Source organism: Pantoea sp. PNA 14-12, from assembly GCF_004364735.1.
Taxonomy (GTDB): Bacteria; Pseudomonadota; Gammaproteobacteria; order Enterobacterales; family Enterobacteriaceae; genus Pantoea; species Pantoea stewartii.
Genome location: NZ_SOAJ01000007.1, coordinates 58,046 through 76,191 on the forward strand (window position 1 = coordinate 58,046; position 18,146 = coordinate 76,191).

Below are 18,146 nucleotides of genomic sequence, written 5' to 3' on the forward strand. Positions count from 1 at the left end.
GCGAGTTAATAACCGTCAGCCTTTTCCAGAAAAAGCGGCGACGGGATTCTTTGTCAGTAATTTTTCAGCTATCAGCATTAAAATGACATTCGGCACGACCAGCATTAAAGAAATAACAGCGGCATTAGGTCTGATAAAGTTGTAACCCAGATAAGAATAAAGAATGGTCGGTACGGTAATAAAATCCGGCGAGCCGACAATAAAGCTAATGGCGAACTCTTCGATGGATAACGTAAAGACAATAATTAAGGCCGCAAATATGCCGGGTCTGATAGTTGGCAGGCAGGCAACTAAAAAACGATTTACTACAGACGCGCCCATATCGCGGGCGGCATCCAGGGTGTCCTGACGTATTTGAGAAAAGGAAAGGGTCAGAATCCTCACGGCATAGGGCATTAAGATGATGGTATGTCCCAGTAAAATGCCGACAAACCGACTGTGGATGCCCACCACGTTCAACAGCATGGAAAAAAACAGCGCAATCACAAAGCCGGGCACGATGAGCGGAAGCAAAACCGCATTCTGTAGCAGGGATTTACCCGTAAACGACATCCGGCCAAACGCCCAGGCCGCTGGCAGGGCCAGTAGCAACGTGAGCACAGAGACGGTTGCCGCCAGTAAATAGCTGTTCTTCAGCGCCTGCGGCAGGGCCGTGGTCGTCCAGACTTCGACCCAGCGGCCCAGGGAAAGCACGGGCGGCAGGGCATCCGGCCAGGCCCAGGGATGCGTTTTATCCACCAGAGACCACAGCACGGTCAGAATAAAGGGGATCACCAGCCACAACATGAACAGTGCGGTAATCAGGATCATCATCATGATACGCAGGGGCGACATGCTTTTTCTGGCTCTCATCATTTATGTTCTCCCACTTTTTGCAGCCACTTCGCCACACCGGCCAGCACCACCGCACCGACAAACGCCGCCAGCATTAATATCACCGCCACCACGGCCGCAAGGTTCCAGCCCTGGGCGCTGATTTCCGGAAAGCGCAGCATGTATTGCGACAGGGAGAAAACGCTGGTGGGGCCAGCCACGACCTGGAATGAAAAGTCGCCCAATGCGCCAATGAAGATCAGGATCAGCGAGACCTGAACGGCTTTGATGGATAAGGGCAGAATGATCTGTAAAAGGCGGGCGGTTTTGCCTGCGCCCAGATCGCGGGCCGCATCAACGATTTCGTCCCCGATAGCGCGCAGGCTGCCGGTGATGATCAACAGGGCATAGGGAAGCTGTTTCCAGACCTGCAGGATAATGACACCAATGCCCCAGCGATCATTCTGCATACGGATGGGTTGCGAGATGATGCCCAGTTTGAGCAGGCCGAGGTTAATAAAGCCCTGCCAGGAAATCAGATTGATGAACAGCAGGGCGGCGACCAGCCCGTGTACCATCAACGGGGCTTTCAGTAAGCCGCTCATCAGCACAGAGCCGGGAAAGGGCTTTCTCAGCCACAGCGCCAGCGGCAGGGCCAGCGCCACAGACAGGACGGCACTGACCACGCCAATTTTCAGGGAATAGCCGGTGGCGCGCCACAGCTGACTGTCGTTCAGGATGGTTTCCCAGTACTGCAGCGTAAAATGCGCAGGCGCGCCAAAGTTGAACAGTCCGACAGATTGCGCGATGGCCATAACGACGATCAGAATCAGGGTGAGCACGACGGGAGCGACCGCAGGCAGCACCAGTAACCAGGCGACTATGTTTCGGTTGTGCACTTTCATGACCAGCTTTCCTGCAAAAAGCGAATCCTGTCAGGCGCGATGGAAAAATTAACGCTATCTCCTTCCCGAATATGATTTTTACCGACTAACTGAATATGCCACTGGTATTCCGGCTCTTCATGGTCCTTTGGGTGAACCTGTAGCTCGGACAGGTTGCCCAGAAAGCTCACGGCACCTATTTCGAAAGCACGGGTATTCATACCGGTTTCCTGTTCGCTCAGCAGAGCATCTTCCGGACGCCAGAAGGTGTATACCTTGTCGGAAAGGGGCGGAACAGGACTGTGAATGTTCATTTCACCCAGCACGCAGGAAACACGATACATTCCGGTGTGACTGTCACCGTCGATGACATGCGCTTTCATCACATTCGCCTGGCCAACAAAGCCCGCAACAAACCGGTTAACCGGCGAGTAATAAATATCTTCAGGGGTGCCGGTTTGCTCAATGCGTCCGGCGTTCATAACCACGACGACGTCAGACATGGACAGGGCTTCTGCACGGTCATGGGTCACATAGATAGCGGTAAACCCGTGTGAACGCTGCAGCTGGCGGATTTCGAGGCGGACTCTGTCGCGTAATGTGGCGTCGAGATTCGACAGCGGTTCGTCGAACAACACGATTTCGGGCCGCACAGCCAGCGCTCTGGCCAGCGCGACACGCTGCTGCTGACCGCCCGATAACTGCGCAGGCAGCTTCGGTAAGTGGGCGTTTAACGAGACCTGAGCGGCGGTTTGCGTGACGCGATCCTGTCTCTCCGCTTTGGCCATTTTCCTCTGCTTCAGCCCAAACCCAATGTTTTCGGCCACAGACAGGTGAGGGAACAGCGCATAGGACTGAAAGCACATGGCCGTATCGCGGTGCTCAGGTTTAACCTGATGCATGTCCTGCTGGTGAATCAGGACTTCCCCGCTGTCCAGGCTGTAAAAGCCCGCAATCACTTTGAGCAGCGTGGTTTTGCCACATCCAGACGGACCCAGCAGGGAAACGAACTGTCCTTTTTCGGCCTTCAGTGAAATGCCGTCCAGCGCGACAAAGTCGTCGAATCTGAGCATGGCATTATTGATTTCAAGCGTATTCACGTATGGCTGCCCCGTCATTGAAGAAATGTGTGCATCTTAATTAATGCGATGCGCATAATAATTTGATGCGGCGAAATTAGGCAATTTCAGGCAGGTTAAGAATTTATTAATTTTATAAAACCCATATTTAACATGATAATAATGAGTTGCTTTGATTTCGTACATTTACTCTGCTAACTATTATCATGCATAGTGAATAATATTGAAGGCAGAACGTTTGTCGGTCATATGAAGAAAAAAGCGGGGAGGACAGCGCCGAAACGCTGTCATGAAAAGACGGCAGGAAGAGAGCGCGGACTGACGGATATTCAGGCGGGGGTAAAGCGGGGGTGCGGAATAAACTGGGCGGAAAGGCGATTGAGTGCCGCGGTGCCAACACTCACATGTGTTGAACTTTTTTCCTGGCTCCCGGCCAGATGAGCATCAAGCCCTGCGGCTTTGCATAGGGCATAGCCCGCGGAAACATCCCACATACTGCTGAAGCACTCCTGATAGCCATCGACATAGCCCAGCACACTAAAGCTTAAACCGATGGTGGCACAGCGGTAGCGCACCACATTCCAGCCAGTATCCCGGTACGCTTTTTCAATGCAGAGCTGGTGGGTGAAGTCCCATGAAGGACTGTCGCCAATGGCAACGGTTTTGAGTCCCTGGGCGATTTCGGGTCGCGTAAAAGGCTGGCCGTTAAAATAAATGCCGGCCTCCTTGCCCCCGCTCAGCATGATGTTTAACACCGGATGAACAATCACCCCGATGACCGGTTCGCCGTCGATGACATAACCGACAGAAATGCCCCATAACGACGAGCCACGGAGAAAGTTACTGGTGCCATCAATCGGATCGACCGACCAGTAACGGTCACTGAGTTCGCCGCCTTGCTCTTCGCCAATGACGCGTTCATTGGGGAAATATTGCGCCAGACGTTGACGAATCAGCTTCTCAACCTCCTGATCTGCTTCACTGAACACATCCTGGGGCCTTTTTTCGCAGATTTCTAATTCACTGAGCTGCCTGAAATAATCCAGCGCCAGCTGTGATGCCTCTTGAGCAATACGTTCAATCACCTTTACGCGCGTATCCATTCTTAATCCGTTCATTTTGTGAAAGGTCCTGAGCTCGTTCGTTTACCTTGTGCTGCACAATGACTCAGCAACGGGAAACGCTGATTTAATATAATGCTTTACGCATGAAATTAGAGTGTCGGCCTGTTTTGTGTCAGTATTATGATGATTTGGTGATGCGATTTTTTTTAGGAATATCGTCCTGAATCAGCATGTTCACACAGCACGTAAAGGTCAGGCGCATGACTATTCGGAATGCATAAAAGCGTGCTAGGGTGTAACAGAACCTGTCATTAAAACGGTGAGGATAACGTGGTGGTTCATGGATATTCAGGTCGTGATGAAGTCGAACTTAATCGCAGTGAAAAACTTATTCTTGAGCTTGTTCGCCGCAATCACGGCATTTCCCGCTCCTCGCTGGTTTCACAAACGATTCTGAATCAGTCATCGGTTCACCGTATTGTTGATACACTGACCGAAAACGGTTTTCTCAGCCTGGGGGAATCGCCCTCACAGGGAAGGGGTAAGCCCAGCCCGTCGTTATCCCTGAATCCGGACGCACGTTACAGTTACGGTATTTCCATTAACTCTGACAGCGTGGCGGCAAGCCTGATTAATTTCCGCGGCGATATTATCGAATACTGCGTGCTGGACACGCTGCCCGGCAATCCTGCCCGAACGCTGCTGGATCTCAAACGCCATTATCTGGATACCTTAAAACATATTGGTATTTCGTCAGAAAAAGTGTGTGGCGTCGGATACAGCATGGCGGGCTTTCTGTATGACGCCCGGAAATATTTTAATCCGCCAGAACCGCTGAAAAACTGGATGGGCATTGATCTGCGCCGTGAAATTATGACGCTGTTTGACCGGCCCGTCTGGATTGAAAATAACGCCACGACGGCCGCGCATGCAGAAGCTTTTTTGGGCGCGGGCCTGCACTACGAGACCTTCGGCTACCTCTCTTTTAATTACGGCTTTGGTGGCGGCATTGTCATTAACGGCAAACCGTTTCAGGGCGCTTTTGGCAATGCGGGCGAGATCAGCCGGATTTTTTCGCCGGAAGAGGGCAAACTGCGTCCTGCGCTGGGGATCTTAATTGATCGACTGCGCAACGGCGGTATTGAAATTCACAACATTCGCGATCTGAATAATAAATTCGATCCGGACTGGCCCATTGCCCGGCAATGGGTCAACGAAGTCACGCCCAATTTACATCGGGCGATGGATGCCCTGAATGCCGTTATCGATCCCGGTGCCATTATTTTAGGCGGCGAATTGCCCCGTAAGCTGGGCGAAATGTTTTTAGCCATGCCCCGGGTCAGTTCGGGCAAACGCTGTAATATTTCGGCGGAGTATCCGGATATTCTGCTGAGCACTATTGAGGGCGACAGCTCGGCACTCGGTGCGGCGTTGACGCCGCTGCGGGAGACCTATTTCAACTGATAAATCGCTCACTGGCGCGAAGGCCAGCGAGCGGTGGTCTCTCTGCTGTCTGTCGGCAGCAGAGAGGAACGGGTTAGCGCATGGTGACAAACTCTTCCGCCGCCGTCGGGTGAATCGCCACGGTATTATCAAAGTCTTTTTTGGTCGCGCCCATTTTTAACGCAACCGCAAAGCCCTGCAGCATTTCGTCCATACCACTGCCAATGCCATGAATGCCGACGATTTTTTCCTCCGGACCGACGCAGACGAGTTTCATGCGGCACGGCTGGCGATGCTGCGTGACGGCGGTGTACATCGCGGTAAAGGCGGACTTGTAGACTTTCACCTGGTCATCACCGTACTGTTCGCGCGCCTGCGGCTCTGTCAGGCCCACCGTGCCGATGGGGGGATGGCTGAACACCACAGTCGGGATATTGCGGTAGTCCAGATGCTCATCCGGTTTGTTATTGAACAAACGCTCTGACAGGCGACGGCCCGCCGCGACGGCGACCGGCGTCAGTTCGACGGCACCGGTGTTATCGCCGACGGCATAAACGCCAGGCACGTTGGTGTTCTGGAATTTATCGACCTTGATGTAGCCTTTCTCGTCCAGCGCCACACCCGCTGCCTGAATATTCAGGCCGTCGGTTTCAGGAACGCGTCCAATCGCCCAGACCAGGCAATCAACCGTGTATTCACTGCCGTCTTCCAGTTGCAGCGTCAGGCTGCCATCGACATTTTTTACTACCGCTTTTGGCGTCGCCTGCGTATGCAGCGTTGGGCCTTCCGCGTTCATCACCTCAACCAGCGTATCCGTAATTAGCGGATCAAAATTGCGTAGTGGCGCATGTTTGCGAACAAACAGATGGGTTTCTGAACCTAATGCGTTTACCACGCCCGCCAGCTCAACGGCGATATAGCCCGCGCCGACCACGGCGGTACGTTTTGGCAGGGCATCCAGCTCAAAGAAGCCGTCAGAATCAATCCCGTATTCCGCGCCGGGAATGTCGGGATGACTCGGGCGTCCGCCCGTAGCAATCAAAATATGATCGGCGGTGATCGTTTCGCCATTCACCTCAACGGTATGGGCATCAACAAAACGGGCAAAACCGTGGATCACATCGACCTTATTTTTCCCCAGAACATTGTCGTATGATTGGTGAATACGATCGATATAGGCGCTACGGTTTTTCACCAGCGTGCCCCAGTCAAAGCGATTAACGGTGGTATCAAAACCATAATCCGGCCCGTAAAGATGAATGGCCTCGGCAATTTGTGCGGCGTGCCACATTACTTTTTTCGGCACGCAGCCGACGTTGACACAGGTTCCGCCCAGCGCTTTGGCTTCAATCAGGGCGCACGTCTGGCCATAGCTTGCTGCACGGTTAATTGAAGCGATACCGCCGCTGCCGCCGCCGATGGCGAGATAGTCATAATGTCGGGTCATGGAAGTCTCATCCGGTTACTGGGAAAGTGATAGAGAGTGTAACGCCGCAGGGTACGGCGTCGCAAAAATTGCGCCTATGATTGTAACAGGCCTTATCGTTTCATTATTTACAGGGAAGCATAGCATGTACCTGACTTTTCTTGGCACCGGCGGGGGCGCGCCGAGTCTGCAACGCAATGTCACTGCCATCGCGTTTACCCGCGACAAAAGCGGCGCCACCTGGCTGTTTGACTGCGGTGAGGGCACGCAACTCCAGTTTATGCGCTCAGACCTGAAGCCTGGCAAACTCGATAAAATCTTTATCACCCATCTTCATGGCGACCATATTTTTGGGTTGCCGGGCCTGCTTACCAGTCGCTCGATGGCGGGGTTAACCACGCCAATGACGGTTTACGGTCCAGCAGGGCTGAAAGCTTTCGTTGAAACGGCACTGTCGCTGTCCAGCTCGTATACCGATTACCCGCTGGAGATCGTTGAGATCGCCGCGGGTGAGGTCCTGAATGATGGCGAATTTCGCGTGACCGCCTGGCCGATGAATCACACCATTGCCTGCTTTGGCTATCGCATTGAGCAGCATGACAAACCCGGTTTTCTGGATGCGCCTCGCCTGAAAGCAGAGGGCGTACCGCGCGGACCCTGGTATCAGCAGTTAAAGCAGGGCGACACGATTACGCTGGAAGACGGGCGTACCGTTAACGGCGCTGAGTATCTTGGGCCGCCAGTGAAAGGCAAAACGCTGGCCATTTTTGGTGATACTGCGCCCACTGACGTCGCGCTACAGCTGGCGGCGGACGTTGATGTGATGGTGCATGAAACCACGCTGGAAGAGGCGCTGGCTGAAAAAGCCAACGGGCGCGGTCACTCTACTACCTTACAGGCTGCGACGGTGGCAAAGCAGGCCGGAGCAAAGCGCCTGATTGCCACCCATTTTAGTTCGCGTTACCTCGCCCGGGACATGGCGCGCCTGCTGGCAGAATGCCAGCGCATTTTCCCTGACACCGAGATGGCGCACGACCTGGCGGTCTTCACGCTGTAAGGATCAGTGCGCCAGCGCAGGGTAGGTAAAGAACAGCAGGTGGGCCATGTTGAGTGCAAAATGGAACGCGGTCGCCAGCCACAGGCGGCCGCTCCAGTGCCAGACCAGACCATAAATCAGTCCGGCCAGCGCTGCAAAGATCATCAGCAGCACCCCGCCAGATGCATGGGCCAGACCAAACAGCAGTGCCGTTACCAGCAGGGCGATCACGCCGCCCCATTTCTGGCGCAGGCGCTGCTGGAGATAACCCCGGAAAAACGCCTCTTCGGCCAGTGAGACAAAAAACAGATTGGCCAGCGCAAACGCCCCCAGCCAGTCCGGAAGGTGCGTTTCGACGGCAAGGCCGCCCAGCAACACGGCGCTGCCCAACAGCAGCGGCACGGCGGCGACAGGCGCGAGCCACCAGGCCGGCGAGCGCGGCGGATGCGCCTCTGCGTTGAACAGCGTCGGCAGACAGGCCAGCAGCAGAAAAGGAATCAGCGCTTTATCGAAATTAAAGGAAAATGAGAAGGGCACGCTGCGGGCACCGACCTTAACCGCCTCGACCTGCAGGGGATTATTGAATCCCGGAATAAGGTGCAGCATCAGCGCCAGCGCAATCAACACCAGAAGGGCTTCGCTGACGATCTGCCATCGCCGACTCCGGCGATCGTAGATACGAAACGCGACCAGGGCAGCGACAGCCGCAAACACAAAGGTAACGGGCCAGTCGAGGACGTTATGATAAACGCCCAGCGCCGTTGCCAGCGCGAGCAATAACAGAGAGAGGCGTTTCGCCGGTTGCAGGGCGGCCAGCGCGCCCGCCAGGATGATCCACATAAAAATGACCTACGTTCAACGCCGCCGTGCTGTGCGCGGCGACGTTAAGCTGGGAAAGGAATTATTCAGGTACGATTTGGTTAACGCTGAAATGGCCTGTGCCGGTTGGCACCAGCTTCTGATGCAGCCACGGCAACAGCGTGTTCATCTGATCGGCCAGCTTCCACGGGGGATTGATGACAATCATGCCGGACGCGGTCATGCCACGCTGATCGCTATCGGGGCGCACGGCCAGCTCAATCTGCAGGATATTACGGATGCCCGTGGCCTCCAGCTCGCGCAGCATATGTTTGATTTGCTGACGCAAGACGACCGGGTACCACAGCGCATAAATACCGGTACCGAAACGTTTGTGACCTTCCTGAATGCCTTTTACGACGGCCTGGTAATCACTTTTCATTTCGTAAGGCGGATCAATCAGTATCAGTCCACGACGTGACAGCGGTGGCAGCTTCGCTTTTAGCTGCTGATAGCCATCGGCCCTTTCAACGCGCGCGCGACTGTCTTTGCTGAACTCGGTACGCAGCAGCGGATAATCGCTGGAATGCAGCTCGGTCAGCTGAATCTTATCTTCAGGGCGCAGCAGATGGCGGGCGATTAGCGGAGAGCCAGGATAGTAGCGCAGCGTGCCGTTACGGTTCAGGGCATGAATCGCATCGAAATAGGGTTGCAGCAGGGCGGGCGCGTCCGGTTGTTGCCAGATGCGTCCGATGCCTTCCAGATATTCACCCGTGCGCTCTGCGTGCTCGCCGCTGAGTTGATAACGTCCTGCACCGGCGTGCGTATCCAGATAGAGAAACGGTTTTTCTTTCTCTTTTAACGCAGTGATGATGAGGCTCTGTACGGTGTGCTTAAGCACGTCGGCATGGTTGCCAGCGTGAAAACTGTGGCGATAACTCAACATAAAAAAGGGTATGTCCGCGGTTGAAGCTAAAAATAATCAAGTTGGCCCGATTATAACGACAGATAAGAATAATTGCTGGCATTTCGCGCACGGCAGCGGGCCTCTGGCCCTGGATTACAGGGTAAACCTTCTGCGCCATCGGTGTGTTAGCCTGTTTTATCCTCTGCTATGGTTAATCCAAACGCCGGCGGAAGGCCAGCCTGGCGCTATTCTGCTATTCATGACCGGTTACACCATTGATTTTCAGCATTCCAGACCGCATGTTAATAAGATTGCGTTGCGCGATTCATCGCGCCCCACACATTGTTAAAGGACTGCGCTATGACTAATCCGTTACTCACCTCGTTCACGCTTCCCCCGTTTTCGGCGATTAAGCCTGAGCACGTGGTGCCTGCCGTGACCGACGTTTTAAATGAATGCCGGGCGATGGTGGAAAAAGTGGTAGCGCACGGCGCACCTTACACCTGGGATAATCTTGTCCAGCCGCTGGCAGAAGCCGACGATCGCCTGAGCCGTATTTTTTCGCCGGTCAGCCATCTGAACTCGGTTAAAAACAGCCCGGAACTGCGTGAAGCCTACGAGCAAACGCTGCCGCTGCTGTCTGAGTACAGTACCTGGGTTGGTCAGCACGAAGGGCTCTATCAGGCTTACCGGGATTTAAAGGAAGGCAGTCATTACCGCACGCTGGATCAGGCGCAGCAGAAAGCCGTCGATAACGCCCTGCGTGACTTTGAGCTGTCCGGGATTGGTCTGGAAAAAGACAAGCAGCAGCGCTATGGCGAAATTGCCGCGCGTTTGTCTGAGCTGGGCTCTGCCTACAGTAACAACGTGCTGGATGCCACGATGGGCTGGAGCAAGCTGATCACTGACGAAAGCGAACTGTCGGGCATGCCGGAGAGCGCACTGGCCGCAGCGAAAGCGCAGGCTGAAGCCAAAGGTCAGGAAGGCTGGTTGCTGACGCTGGATATTCCCAGCTACCTGCCGGTGATGACCTACTGTGATAACGCCGCGTTGCGTGAAGAAATGTACCGTGCTTATTCCACCCGCGCCTCCGATCAAGGCCCTAATGCGGGCAAATGGGATAACGGCCCGATTATGGCCGAGGAGCTGGCTCTGCGCCACGAACTGGCTCAGCTGCTGGGTTTCGACTCCTTCGCGGATAAATCGCTGGCAACCAAAATGGCGCAAAGCCCTGCTCAGGTGATCGATTTCCTGAACGATCTGGCCGACCGCGCACGTCCACAGGGCGAGAAAGAGCTGGCGCAGTTGCGTGCTTTCGCGAAGAAAGAGTACGGCGTGGAGACCATGAATCCCTGGGATCTGACCTACTATGGCGAAAAACAGAAACAGCACCTCTACACCATTAGTGATGAGCAACTGCGTCCTTACTTCCCGGAATCCCGTGCGGTGTCTGGCCTGTTTGAAGTCGTCAAACGCATCTATGGCATCACCGCCAAAGAGCGGACGGATGTGGATGTTTATCACCCGGATGTGCGTTTCTTCGATCTGTTTGATGAAAGTGGCGAGCTGCGCGGCAGCTTCTACCTTGACCTGTATGCGCGTGAGCATAAGCGTGGCGGCGCGTGGATGGATGACTGCGTTGGGCAGATGCGTAAAGCCGATGGCAGCCTGCAAAAACCGGTCGCTTACCTGACCTGTAACTTTAACCGTCCCGTCAGTGGTAAACCGGCGCTGTTCACGCACGACGAAGTGATCACCCTGTTCCATGAGTTTGGTCACGGCCTGCACCACATGCTGACCCGCGTTGAGGCGGCTGGCGTGTCAGGCATTAACGGTGTGCCATGGGATGCGGTGGAACTGCCAAGTCAGTTCATGGAGAACTGGTGCTGGGAGCCGGAGGCGCTGGCGTTTATTTCCGGGCACTACGAAACCGGCGAGCCATTGCCTGAAGACCTGCTGAATAAGATGCTGGCAGCGAAAAATTACCAGGCGGCGTTGTTCATCCTGCGCCAGCTGGAGTTCGGTCTGTTCGATTTCCGTCTGCATACTGAATTCAACCCAGAAAAAGGCGCACAGATCCTGGAGACGCTGCGCGAAGTGAAAAGCAAAGTCGCCGTGGTCCCCAGCCCGGAATGGGGCCGCTTCCCGCATGCGTTCAGCCATATCTTCGCGGGCGGTTACGCAGCGGGTTATTACAGCTATCTGTGGGCCGATGTACTGGCGGCGGATGCGTATTCACGTTTTGAAGAAGAGGGCATTTTTAACCGCGAAACCGGCCAGTCCTTCCTCGACAACATTCTGACGCGCGGCGGTTCGGAAGAACCGATGGAGCTGTTTAAACGCTTCCGTGGCCGTGAGCCTCAGCTGGATGCCATGCTGGAACACTACGGTATTCAGGGATAAGCCGTACGTGAAAATTTGTTTGTTTGATGAAACAGGCGCCGGTGACGGCGCCTTATCTGTTTTGGCCGAACGCTGGCAACTGACGCATTGTGACGATGCGGTGCTGGCGCTGGTAAAGACCGCAACGCATCTTGAACTGCGTAAGCGGGATGAGCCTAAACTGGGCGGCATCTTCGTGGATTTTGTTTCCGGTGCCATGGCGCATCGCCGGCGTTTTGGCGGTGGCCGTGGCGAAGCGGTAGCAAAAGCGGTCGGCATTAAAGGCAGTTACCTGCCCGATGTGGTGGATGCGACCGCCGGGTTAGGGCGCGATGCGTTTGTGCTGGCGGCCTTAGGCTGTCGGGTGCGCATGCTGGAACGGCATCCCGTGGTGGCGGCACTGCTGGAAGACGGGCTGGCGCGTGGCTATCAGGATGCGGAAATTGGTGGCTGGCTGCGTGAACGTCTTTCACTGATTCATGCCTCCAGTATTCAGGCACTCACCGATATTGCGCCACCGCCAGATGTGGTTTATCTCGATCCTATGTATCCCCATCGGCAAAAAAGCGCCATGGTGAAAAAAGAGATGCGGGTGTTTCAGTCATTAGTCGGCGCGGATGAGGATGCGGATGCCTTGCTGGAACCGGCCCGCCGTCTGGCAAAGAAGCGTATCGTGGTGAAACGTCCTGATTATGCGCCACCGCTGGCCGGTGTCGTTACGCAGTCTGCGGTGGTCACGAAAAGCCACCGCTTCGATATCTATCCGCCGCTCGCGGAGTAGTCATGTCAAGCCGGTCGGCGACGACGTTCCTTCACGTCAACCGCCCCGGCTTTTTTCGTGCGGGTTATTCGTCATCCTCGTCGCGCAGTGGCACGATCAACATGTCGATATGCACGGTGTTGATCAACTGACGCGCTGATGACATCAGCTTGCTCCAGAAGTCCTGATGATGACCGCACACCACCATGTCCACGTCGTATTTTTTAATCGCATCGACCAGCACCTGGCCCAGATCGCCACTGCCGCTCAGGGTTTCGGTGATGGGATAGCCCGCTGCATCTGACAGATTTTTCAGCGCCAGATGGGTTTCTTCAGAAATCCGCTTTTGCATATCGCCCAGGTTGACGTCAATCAGGCCGGTGTACAGATCAGAGTAATTCACATCGACATGAATCAGCGAAATTTTGGCGTCGTAAGGGCGCGCGAGCGAGACAGCTTTATCCACTAATAACTGACTTTCTGGCGAAAGATCGACTGCAATCAGGATATGTTTATAAGCCATGATATAACTCCTTCCACGAGATTCAGAATGGCAGCGGTTTCCAGACGCGTCACAGCTGCGAAATCCATTGCGCGAACGGGCGATGAGCGCCACCAAATTGGGTAACCTGCAATACAGGCAATGCTGTTGTTATACCTGAAAGTATAGCCCTGTGTGTTAACAAATGCTTCTGAAGCCGTCTGGCTTGTGAATAAGATCAATGATGAACGATTTTTACTCGTATAAAACGAAAATCCTCGCTGGTAAAAAATTGAACATTTCTCCTAAACTAAAAAAAGCAGCCTTGATCACATGGCTGTTACTTTTCTGATGATTCAAAAATAAAACTACAAATCGCTTAACGAGGTTGTTGGCAAATTCTGCAGGGACTGTTCAGCATGGTGCGCGTTTTGCACTGTTCTGCGGTGCCGGTAAGGAGGGTGACATGATCAGCACTATCGCGCTTTTTTGGGCTCTTTGTGTGGTATGCCTTGTAAATATGGCGCGCTATTTCTCTTCGTTGCGTGCGCTGCTGGTGGTTCTGCGGGGTTGCGATCCCCTCTTATACCAATATGTTGACGGCGCGGGTTTTTTCACCTCCCATGGTCAGCCTGGCAAGCAGGTGCGGCTGGTCCGCTATATTTGGGCAAGGCGCTATCTTGATCATCATGATGACGAATTTATTCGCCGGTGTGAGCGGGTAAGAGGCTTGTTTTTGTTGACCAGTTCGCTGTGCGGATTAGTCATTATCAGTTTGATCGCCCTGGCTATCTGGCATTAAAAAGGGCGACCGAAGTCGCCCTGATGTGCTGCTTACTCAGATGAGCTTCAGCGCTATCCAGTAGAGTGAACCTGATAACAAAATACAGACCGGCAGGGTGAAAACCCAGGCCATGGCGATGTTTTTGATCGTTTTACTCTGCAGTCCGCCACCGTCGACCAGCATGGTGCCGGCCACGGAAGACGAGAGGATGTGGGTCGTGGAAACCGGCATGCCGGTGTAGCTGGCAATCCCTATGGACACTGCGGCAGTAACCTGCGCCGACATGCCCTGCGCATACGTCATGCCTTTTTTACCGATTTTCTCACCGATGGTGGTGGCCACACGGCGCCAGCCAATCATCGTGCCGATTCCCAATGCCAGTGCGACCGCCATGATAATCCACACCGGGGCGTACTCAATGGTGTTCAGCAGGTCGCCTTTGAGCTTGCCCAGGAAGCGTTTATCCTCTGGCGAGGTTTCCGGCAGCTTCGCCGCTTTATCGGCCGTATCGGAAATACACAACAAGAGGCGACGCATCTGGCTGCGTTGCTCAACCGACAAGTCATTGTAATTTTGCAGATTGTTCAGAAGCACCTGCGCACGCTGCACGGCCTGAAGCGCACGCGCACTGTCGCAGTGAAACTCTTTGGGACTGGTGGGTTCGACTTCTTCCGGCGTGGGCAGCTTAGGCGGTGCCATCTGGATAATATGGGTCAGTGATTCGCTGTGCTGCTGGTAATACTGTTCCAGGTGATTCACAGCATCGCGCGTTCGCGTGATGTCGTAACCCGACGCGTTCATATTGACCACAAAGCCCGCTGGCGCAACGCCAATCAGGACCAGCATAATCAGACCAATGCCTTTTTGCCCGTCGTTAGCACCATGTGAATAACTGACGCCAATGGCGGAGACAATCAGGGCGGTACGGGTCCAGAAAGGCGGTTTTTTCTTGCCGTCAATCTTCTCACGGTCAGCGGGCGTCATATGAATGCGTGCACGCTTTTTAGTGTTGCTCCAGTAACGGCGCAGAAGGAAAATCAGGCTGCCCGCAATCACCAGACCGACAATGGGGGAGAGAATGAGCGACAGGAAGATATTCAGCACTTTCGGAATGTTAAGCGCATCCACCACCGATGTCCCGCTCATTAACGCATTGGTCAGGCCAATACCGATAATCGCGCCGATCAGGGTGTGAGAACTGGAGGCCGGAAGCCCTAAATACCACGTTCCCAGGTTCCAGATAATCGCGGCCAGCAGCATGGAGAAGACCATAGCAAGACCGTGAGCGGAGCCAACATTGAGCAGCAGATCGGTCGGGAGCATATGCACGATGGCGTAAGCCACGCTTAATCCGCCGAGCAGCACGCCAAAGAAATTGAATACCCCAGCCATTAACACAGCAAGCTGAGCACGCATAGCGCGTGTATAGATGACCGTCGCAACCGCGTTGGCCGTATCATGGAAGCCGTTAATTGCTTCGTAAAACAATACAAACAGCAGAGCAAGAACCAGTAACAGGCCGGTGCTAAGATCGAGACCAGCAAACAGATGTAGCATAGACGTTACGCCATTTTGGAGGACATGAACGCGGCGCATTATCCGCGACAATATGTGGTCTGGGAAAGGAAAATATAGACCTGAACCGGCTTAAAAGTGTCAATTTTGTAAGCTTAAAGGCGTAAATTCCTTAAAAATTATAAAGTTACATTATGACATAATTGCGGCAATTTTTTGACACTGGCATCAACGCAGGCAGATCACTACAATCTGCCCCTCTTTTATCAGGTGGACAATGGCAGTGGAACAGTTTGACGTTATCGTGATTGGAGCAGGGGCCGCGGGGCTTTTTTGTGCCGCGCAGGCTGGACAGCGCGGTCGCCGCGTATTACTGCTGGATAACGGCAAAAAGCCGGGCCGCAAGATTTTAATGTCAGGCGGCGGGCGCTGCAATTTCACCAATCTCTATACCGAACCGGCCGCCTACCTGTCGAATAATCCCCATTTCTGTAAGTCAGCGCTGGCGCGTTATACCCAATGGGATTTTATCGATCTGGTGAATCGTCACGGCATTGCCTGGCACGAGAAAACGCTGGGGCAACTGTTTTGCGATGAGTCTGCGCAGCAGATGGTCGATCTCCTGCTCGCCGAGTGTGAAAAGGGGCGTGTGACCCTGCGTTTGCGCAGCGAAATCCTGAGTGTAACCCGCGACGAAGCGGGCTACGTCCTGCAGCTCAACGGCAGCAGCGTACAGGCAGAGAAGCTGGTCATCGCCAGCGGCGGGCTTTCCATGCCGGGCCTGGGCGCGTCACCGTTTGGCTATAAAGTGGCCGAGCAGTTTGGGTTAACGGTGTTGCCAACCCGTGCCGCCCTGGTGCCCTTTACGCTGCATAAACCCCTGCTTGAACAACTGCAGACACTGTCCGGTGTGGCGCTGGACACGACCATCGAAGCGAAAGACGGCACCGTCTTCAAAGAGGCGATGCTGTTTACCCATCGTGGCCTGTCCGGCCCGGCGGTCTTGCAGATTTCCAGCTACTGGCAGCCGGGTGAGTTTATCTCGGTCAATCTCTCGCCTGCCACGCCGCTGGATGCGTTCCTCACGATTCAGCGTGACGCGCACCCGAATCTGAGTCTGAAAAACAGTTTGGCGAAAATTCTGCCTAAGCGCCTGGTCGAAATTTTACAGGAAATGCAGGTGGTGCCGGATGTCACGCTGAAGCAACTGAACAGCAAGCAGCAGTCAGCGCTGGTGCAGACGTTGCACAACTGGCAGGTGCAGCCCAACGGCACGGAGGGTTACCGTACCGCTGAAGTCACGCTGGGCGGTGTGGATACGACTCAGCTGTCCTCTAAAACAATGGAAGCACGTGACGTGCCGGGACTCTATTTTATCGGTGAAGTCGTTGACGTGACCGGCTGGCTGGGAGGCTATAATTTCCAGTGGGCCTGGAGCTCGGCCTGGGCTTGCGCGCAGGCCGTGTAACGAGCTTCGCCATCAGTGACGCGCTCAGGCATAGCGCGAAACCGCATAGTCTGCGTGCGCAATCTCGGGCTGTTTGCCTGAAATCACATCACTTAACAGCTGGCCGGATCCGCAGGCCATCGTCCAGCCCAGCGTGCCATGTCCGGTGTTCAGCCACAGGTTGGTGAAATGTGTATGACCGACAATCGGCGTGCCGTCAGGCGTCATCGGCCGTAATCCGGTCCAGAAGGTCGCCTGCTCAACGCGGCCGCCACGGGGATAAAGGTCGTTTACCACCATTTCAAGCGTTTGCCGTCTCGCGGGCAGCAGGGTTTTGCTGTATCCCACGATTTCCGCCATACCACCGACGCGGATGCGATTATCAAAACGCGTGATGGCAATTTTATAGGTTTCATCCAGTACCGTGGAAACCGGGGCACCGGCCTCATCGGCGAGGGGAATCGTCAGGGAATAGCCTTTCAGCGGATACACCGGAATGTACATCAGTGGTCGAAGCAACTGGGTAGAGTAAGCGCCAAATGCCATAACGTACCCGTCCGCCGTCAGCGTCTGATCGCCACAGACAATCCCGCTGATCCTGTCACCTTCGGTCAGTAGCGCATCCACCTGCGTGTTAAAGCGGAACGTGACGCCGGCATCGCGCGCCAGGGCGGCAAGTCGCTGGGTAAACAGCTGGCAATCGCCAGTCTCATCGTTAGGCAACCGTAAACCTCCCGTCAACTTGTGCTTGACGTCAGCCAGTGCAGGTTCGACGGTCGCCAGCTGGTCGGCTTCAAGCAGTTGATACGGCACGCCAGCCTCCTGCAGCACGGCAATATCACGCGCTGCGTTTTCAAACTGCTGTTCTGTGCGAAACAGCTGCAGGGTGCCGCCCTGGCGTCCTTCATATTCAATTCCTGTGCTGGCCCGCAGCGCACTGATACAGTCACGGCTGTACTCTGCCAGTCTGACCATCCTGGCTTTATTGACGGCATAGCTGTGAGGATTGCAGTTTTTCAGCATTTGCATCATCCAGGCCAGCTGGAAGCGAGATCCATCCGGCCGTACCGAAAGGGGCGCATGGCGCTGCACCATCCACTTCACCGCTTTAAGCGGCACGCCTGGTGCGGCCCAGGGCGCGGCGTAGCCAGGCGAGATCTGACCGGCGTTGGCGGCGCTGGTACCCAATGCCGGGCCCGCTTCGCGTTCGATCACGGTGACCTGATGCCCTGCCTGCTGCAGATACCAGGCGGTGGTGACGCCCACCACGCCGCTGCCAAGCACAATGATTTTCATCGCAATGTCTTCCTGAAAGAGTGATCGTTAA

16 protein-coding genes are annotated in these 18,146 nt (G+C 54.7%); 6 read left to right on the forward strand and 10 right to left on the reverse strand.

What is annotated here, in order from left to right:
* Positions 1–15: 15 nt before the first annotated feature.
* The 4 genes from C7434_RS19820 to C7434_RS19835 all read right to left on the reverse strand — a co-directional run bounded on the left by C7434_RS19820 (position 16) and on the right by C7434_RS19835 (position 3,879).
* Positions 16–852, reverse strand: a complete 837-nt coding sequence (locus C7434_RS19820) for an ABC transporter permease subunit (protein WP_133745870.1) — start codon at positions 850–852, stop codon at positions 16–18.
* Complete coding sequence (locus tag C7434_RS19825) at positions 852–1,718, reverse strand: ABC transporter permease subunit (protein WP_039342799.1); 867 nt, start codon at positions 1,716–1,718, stop codon at positions 852–854. Before C7434_RS19825 ends, C7434_RS19820 begins: the two co-directional genes overlap by 1 nt.
* Positions 1,715–2,770: an ABC transporter ATP-binding protein gene (locus C7434_RS19830; RefSeq protein WP_226374599.1), complete on the reverse strand. Its 1,056-nt coding sequence runs from the start codon at positions 2,768–2,770 to the stop codon at positions 1,715–1,717. The genes C7434_RS19825 and C7434_RS19830 overlap by 4 nt, the downstream gene beginning before the upstream one ends.
* A 335-nt stretch (positions 2,771–3,105) precedes the next feature.
* Positions 3,106–3,879, reverse strand: coding sequence for an inositol monophosphatase family protein (locus tag C7434_RS19835; RefSeq protein ID WP_039342793.1), 774 nt, complete (start codon positions 3,877–3,879; stop codon positions 3,106–3,108).
* A 294-nt stretch (positions 3,880–4,173) separates the two neighbouring features.
* On the opposite strand from C7434_RS19835, the gene C7434_RS19840 reads away from it, so the two are divergent.
* Positions 4,174–5,304, forward strand: coding sequence for an ROK family transcriptional regulator (locus C7434_RS19840; RefSeq protein ID WP_133745837.1), 1,131 nt, complete (start codon positions 4,174–4,176; stop codon positions 5,302–5,304).
* 73 nt (positions 5,305–5,377) lie between these two features.
* Here C7434_RS19840 and gorA read toward each other — a convergent pair whose 3' ends face one another.
* Positions 5,378–6,730 carry a glutathione-disulfide reductase gene (gorA, locus tag C7434_RS19845; RefSeq protein WP_133745838.1) on the reverse strand — a complete coding sequence of 451 codons (1,353 nt, stop codon included), beginning with the start codon at positions 6,728–6,730 and terminating at the stop codon, positions 5,378–5,380.
* 124 nt (positions 6,731–6,854) lie between these two features.
* Between gorA and rnz the strand changes: the two genes are divergently transcribed.
* Positions 6,855–7,766 (forward strand): ribonuclease Z, encoded by a 912-nt coding sequence (rnz, locus tag C7434_RS19850; protein ID WP_133745839.1) that lies wholly within the window; start codon positions 6,855–6,857, stop codon positions 7,764–7,766.
* A 3-nt stretch (positions 7,767–7,769) separates the two neighbouring features.
* Here rnz and C7434_RS19855 read toward each other — a convergent pair whose 3' ends face one another.
* Together C7434_RS19855 and C7434_RS19860 are read right to left on the reverse strand one after the other, a co-directional pair.
* On the reverse strand, positions 7,770–8,585 hold the full coding sequence (locus C7434_RS19855; RefSeq protein ID WP_133745840.1) for a CPBP family intramembrane glutamic endopeptidase: 816 nt from the start codon (positions 8,583–8,585) through the stop codon (positions 7,770–7,772).
* A gap of 61 nt (positions 8,586–8,646) precedes the next feature.
* Complete coding sequence (locus tag C7434_RS19860) at positions 8,647–9,489, reverse strand: 23S rRNA (adenine(2030)-N(6))-methyltransferase RlmJ (RefSeq protein WP_006121111.1); 843 nt, start codon at positions 9,487–9,489, stop codon at positions 8,647–8,649.
* 321 nt (positions 9,490–9,810) lie between these two features.
* Here C7434_RS19860 and prlC point away from each other — a divergent pair, with 321 nt between their 5' ends.
* Positions 9,811–11,853, forward strand: coding sequence for an oligopeptidase A (prlC, locus tag C7434_RS19865; protein WP_054632922.1), 2,043 nt, complete (start codon positions 9,811–9,813; stop codon positions 11,851–11,853).
* Positions 11,854–11,860: 7 nt separating this feature from the next.
* Positions 11,861–12,613, forward strand: coding sequence for a 16S rRNA (guanine(1516)-N(2))-methyltransferase RsmJ (gene rsmJ, locus C7434_RS19870; RefSeq protein WP_033738260.1), 753 nt, complete (start codon positions 11,861–11,863; stop codon positions 12,611–12,613).
* 64 nt (positions 12,614–12,677) lie between these two features.
* Here rsmJ and uspA read toward each other — a convergent pair whose 3' ends face one another.
* A complete protein-coding gene (gene uspA, locus C7434_RS19875; protein WP_006121100.1) occupies positions 12,678–13,115 on the reverse strand; it encodes a universal stress protein UspA in 438 nt (145 codons plus the stop codon).
* Between the two features lie 424 nt (positions 13,116–13,539).
* Between uspA and uspB the strand changes: the two genes are divergently transcribed.
* Positions 13,540–13,875 (forward strand): universal stress protein UspB, encoded by a 336-nt coding sequence (uspB, locus tag C7434_RS19880; protein ID WP_006121097.1) that lies wholly within the window; start codon positions 13,540–13,542, stop codon positions 13,873–13,875.
* A 36-nt stretch (positions 13,876–13,911) separates the two neighbouring features.
* Here the strand turns inward: uspB and pitA are convergent, their stop codons facing one another.
* Complete coding sequence (pitA, locus tag C7434_RS19885) at positions 13,912–15,414, reverse strand: inorganic phosphate transporter PitA (RefSeq protein ID WP_033738258.1); 1,503 nt, start codon at positions 15,412–15,414, stop codon at positions 13,912–13,914.
* A 241-nt stretch (positions 15,415–15,655) separates the two neighbouring features.
* Here pitA and C7434_RS19890 point away from each other — a divergent pair, with 241 nt between their 5' ends.
* Complete coding sequence (locus C7434_RS19890) at positions 15,656–16,840, forward strand: NAD(P)/FAD-dependent oxidoreductase (RefSeq protein ID WP_033738343.1); 1,185 nt, start codon at positions 15,656–15,658, stop codon at positions 16,838–16,840.
* Between the two features lie 24 nt (positions 16,841–16,864).
* Here the strand turns inward: C7434_RS19890 and C7434_RS19895 are convergent, their stop codons facing one another.
* On the reverse strand, positions 16,865–18,115 hold the full coding sequence (locus tag C7434_RS19895) for a D-amino acid dehydrogenase (RefSeq protein WP_039342784.1): 1,251 nt from the start codon (positions 18,113–18,115) through the stop codon (positions 16,865–16,867).
* Positions 18,116–18,146 lie beyond the last annotated feature (31 nt).

Excerpts from the sequence above, each read along its gene's own strand:
- C7434_RS19820 (WP_133745870.1), bottom strand. The coding sequence starts at position 852 with ATGAGAGCCAGAAAAAGCATGTCGCCCCTGCGTATCATGATGATGATC.
- C7434_RS19825 (WP_039342799.1), bottom strand. The coding sequence starts at position 1,718 with ATGAAAGTGCACAACCGAAACATAGTCGCCTGGTTACTGGTGCTGCCT.
- C7434_RS19830 (WP_226374599.1), bottom strand. The coding sequence starts at position 2,770 with ATGCTCAGATTCGACGACTTTGTCGCGCTGGACGGCATTTCACTGAAG.
- C7434_RS19835 (WP_039342793.1), bottom strand. The coding sequence starts at position 3,879 with ATGGATACGCGCGTAAAGGTGATTGAACGTATTGCTCAAGAGGCATCA.
- gorA (WP_133745838.1), bottom strand. The coding sequence starts at position 6,730 with ATGACCCGACATTATGACTATCTCGCCATCGGCGGCGGCAGCGGCGGT.
- rnz (WP_133745839.1), top strand. The coding sequence starts at position 6,855 with ATGTACCTGACTTTTCTTGGCACCGGCGGGGGCGCGCCGAGTCTGCAA.
- C7434_RS19855 (WP_133745840.1), bottom strand. The coding sequence starts at position 8,585 with ATGTGGATCATCCTGGCGGGCGCGCTGGCCGCCCTGCAACCGGCGAAA.
- C7434_RS19860 (WP_006121111.1), bottom strand. The coding sequence starts at position 9,489 with ATGTTGAGTTATCGCCACAGTTTTCACGCTGGCAACCATGCCGACGTG.
- prlC (WP_054632922.1), top strand. The coding sequence starts at position 9,811 with ATGACTAATCCGTTACTCACCTCGTTCACGCTTCCCCCGTTTTCGGCG.
- uspA (WP_006121100.1), bottom strand. The coding sequence starts at position 13,115 with ATGGCTTATAAACATATCCTGATTGCAGTCGATCTTTCGCCAGAAAGT.
- uspB (WP_006121097.1), top strand. The coding sequence starts at position 13,540 with ATGATCAGCACTATCGCGCTTTTTTGGGCTCTTTGTGTGGTATGCCTT.
- pitA (WP_033738258.1), bottom strand. The coding sequence starts at position 15,414 with ATGCTACATCTGTTTGCTGGTCTCGATCTTAGCACCGGCCTGTTACTG.
- C7434_RS19895 (WP_039342784.1), bottom strand. The coding sequence starts at position 18,115 with ATGAAAATCATTGTGCTTGGCAGCGGCGTGGTGGGCGTCACCACCGCC.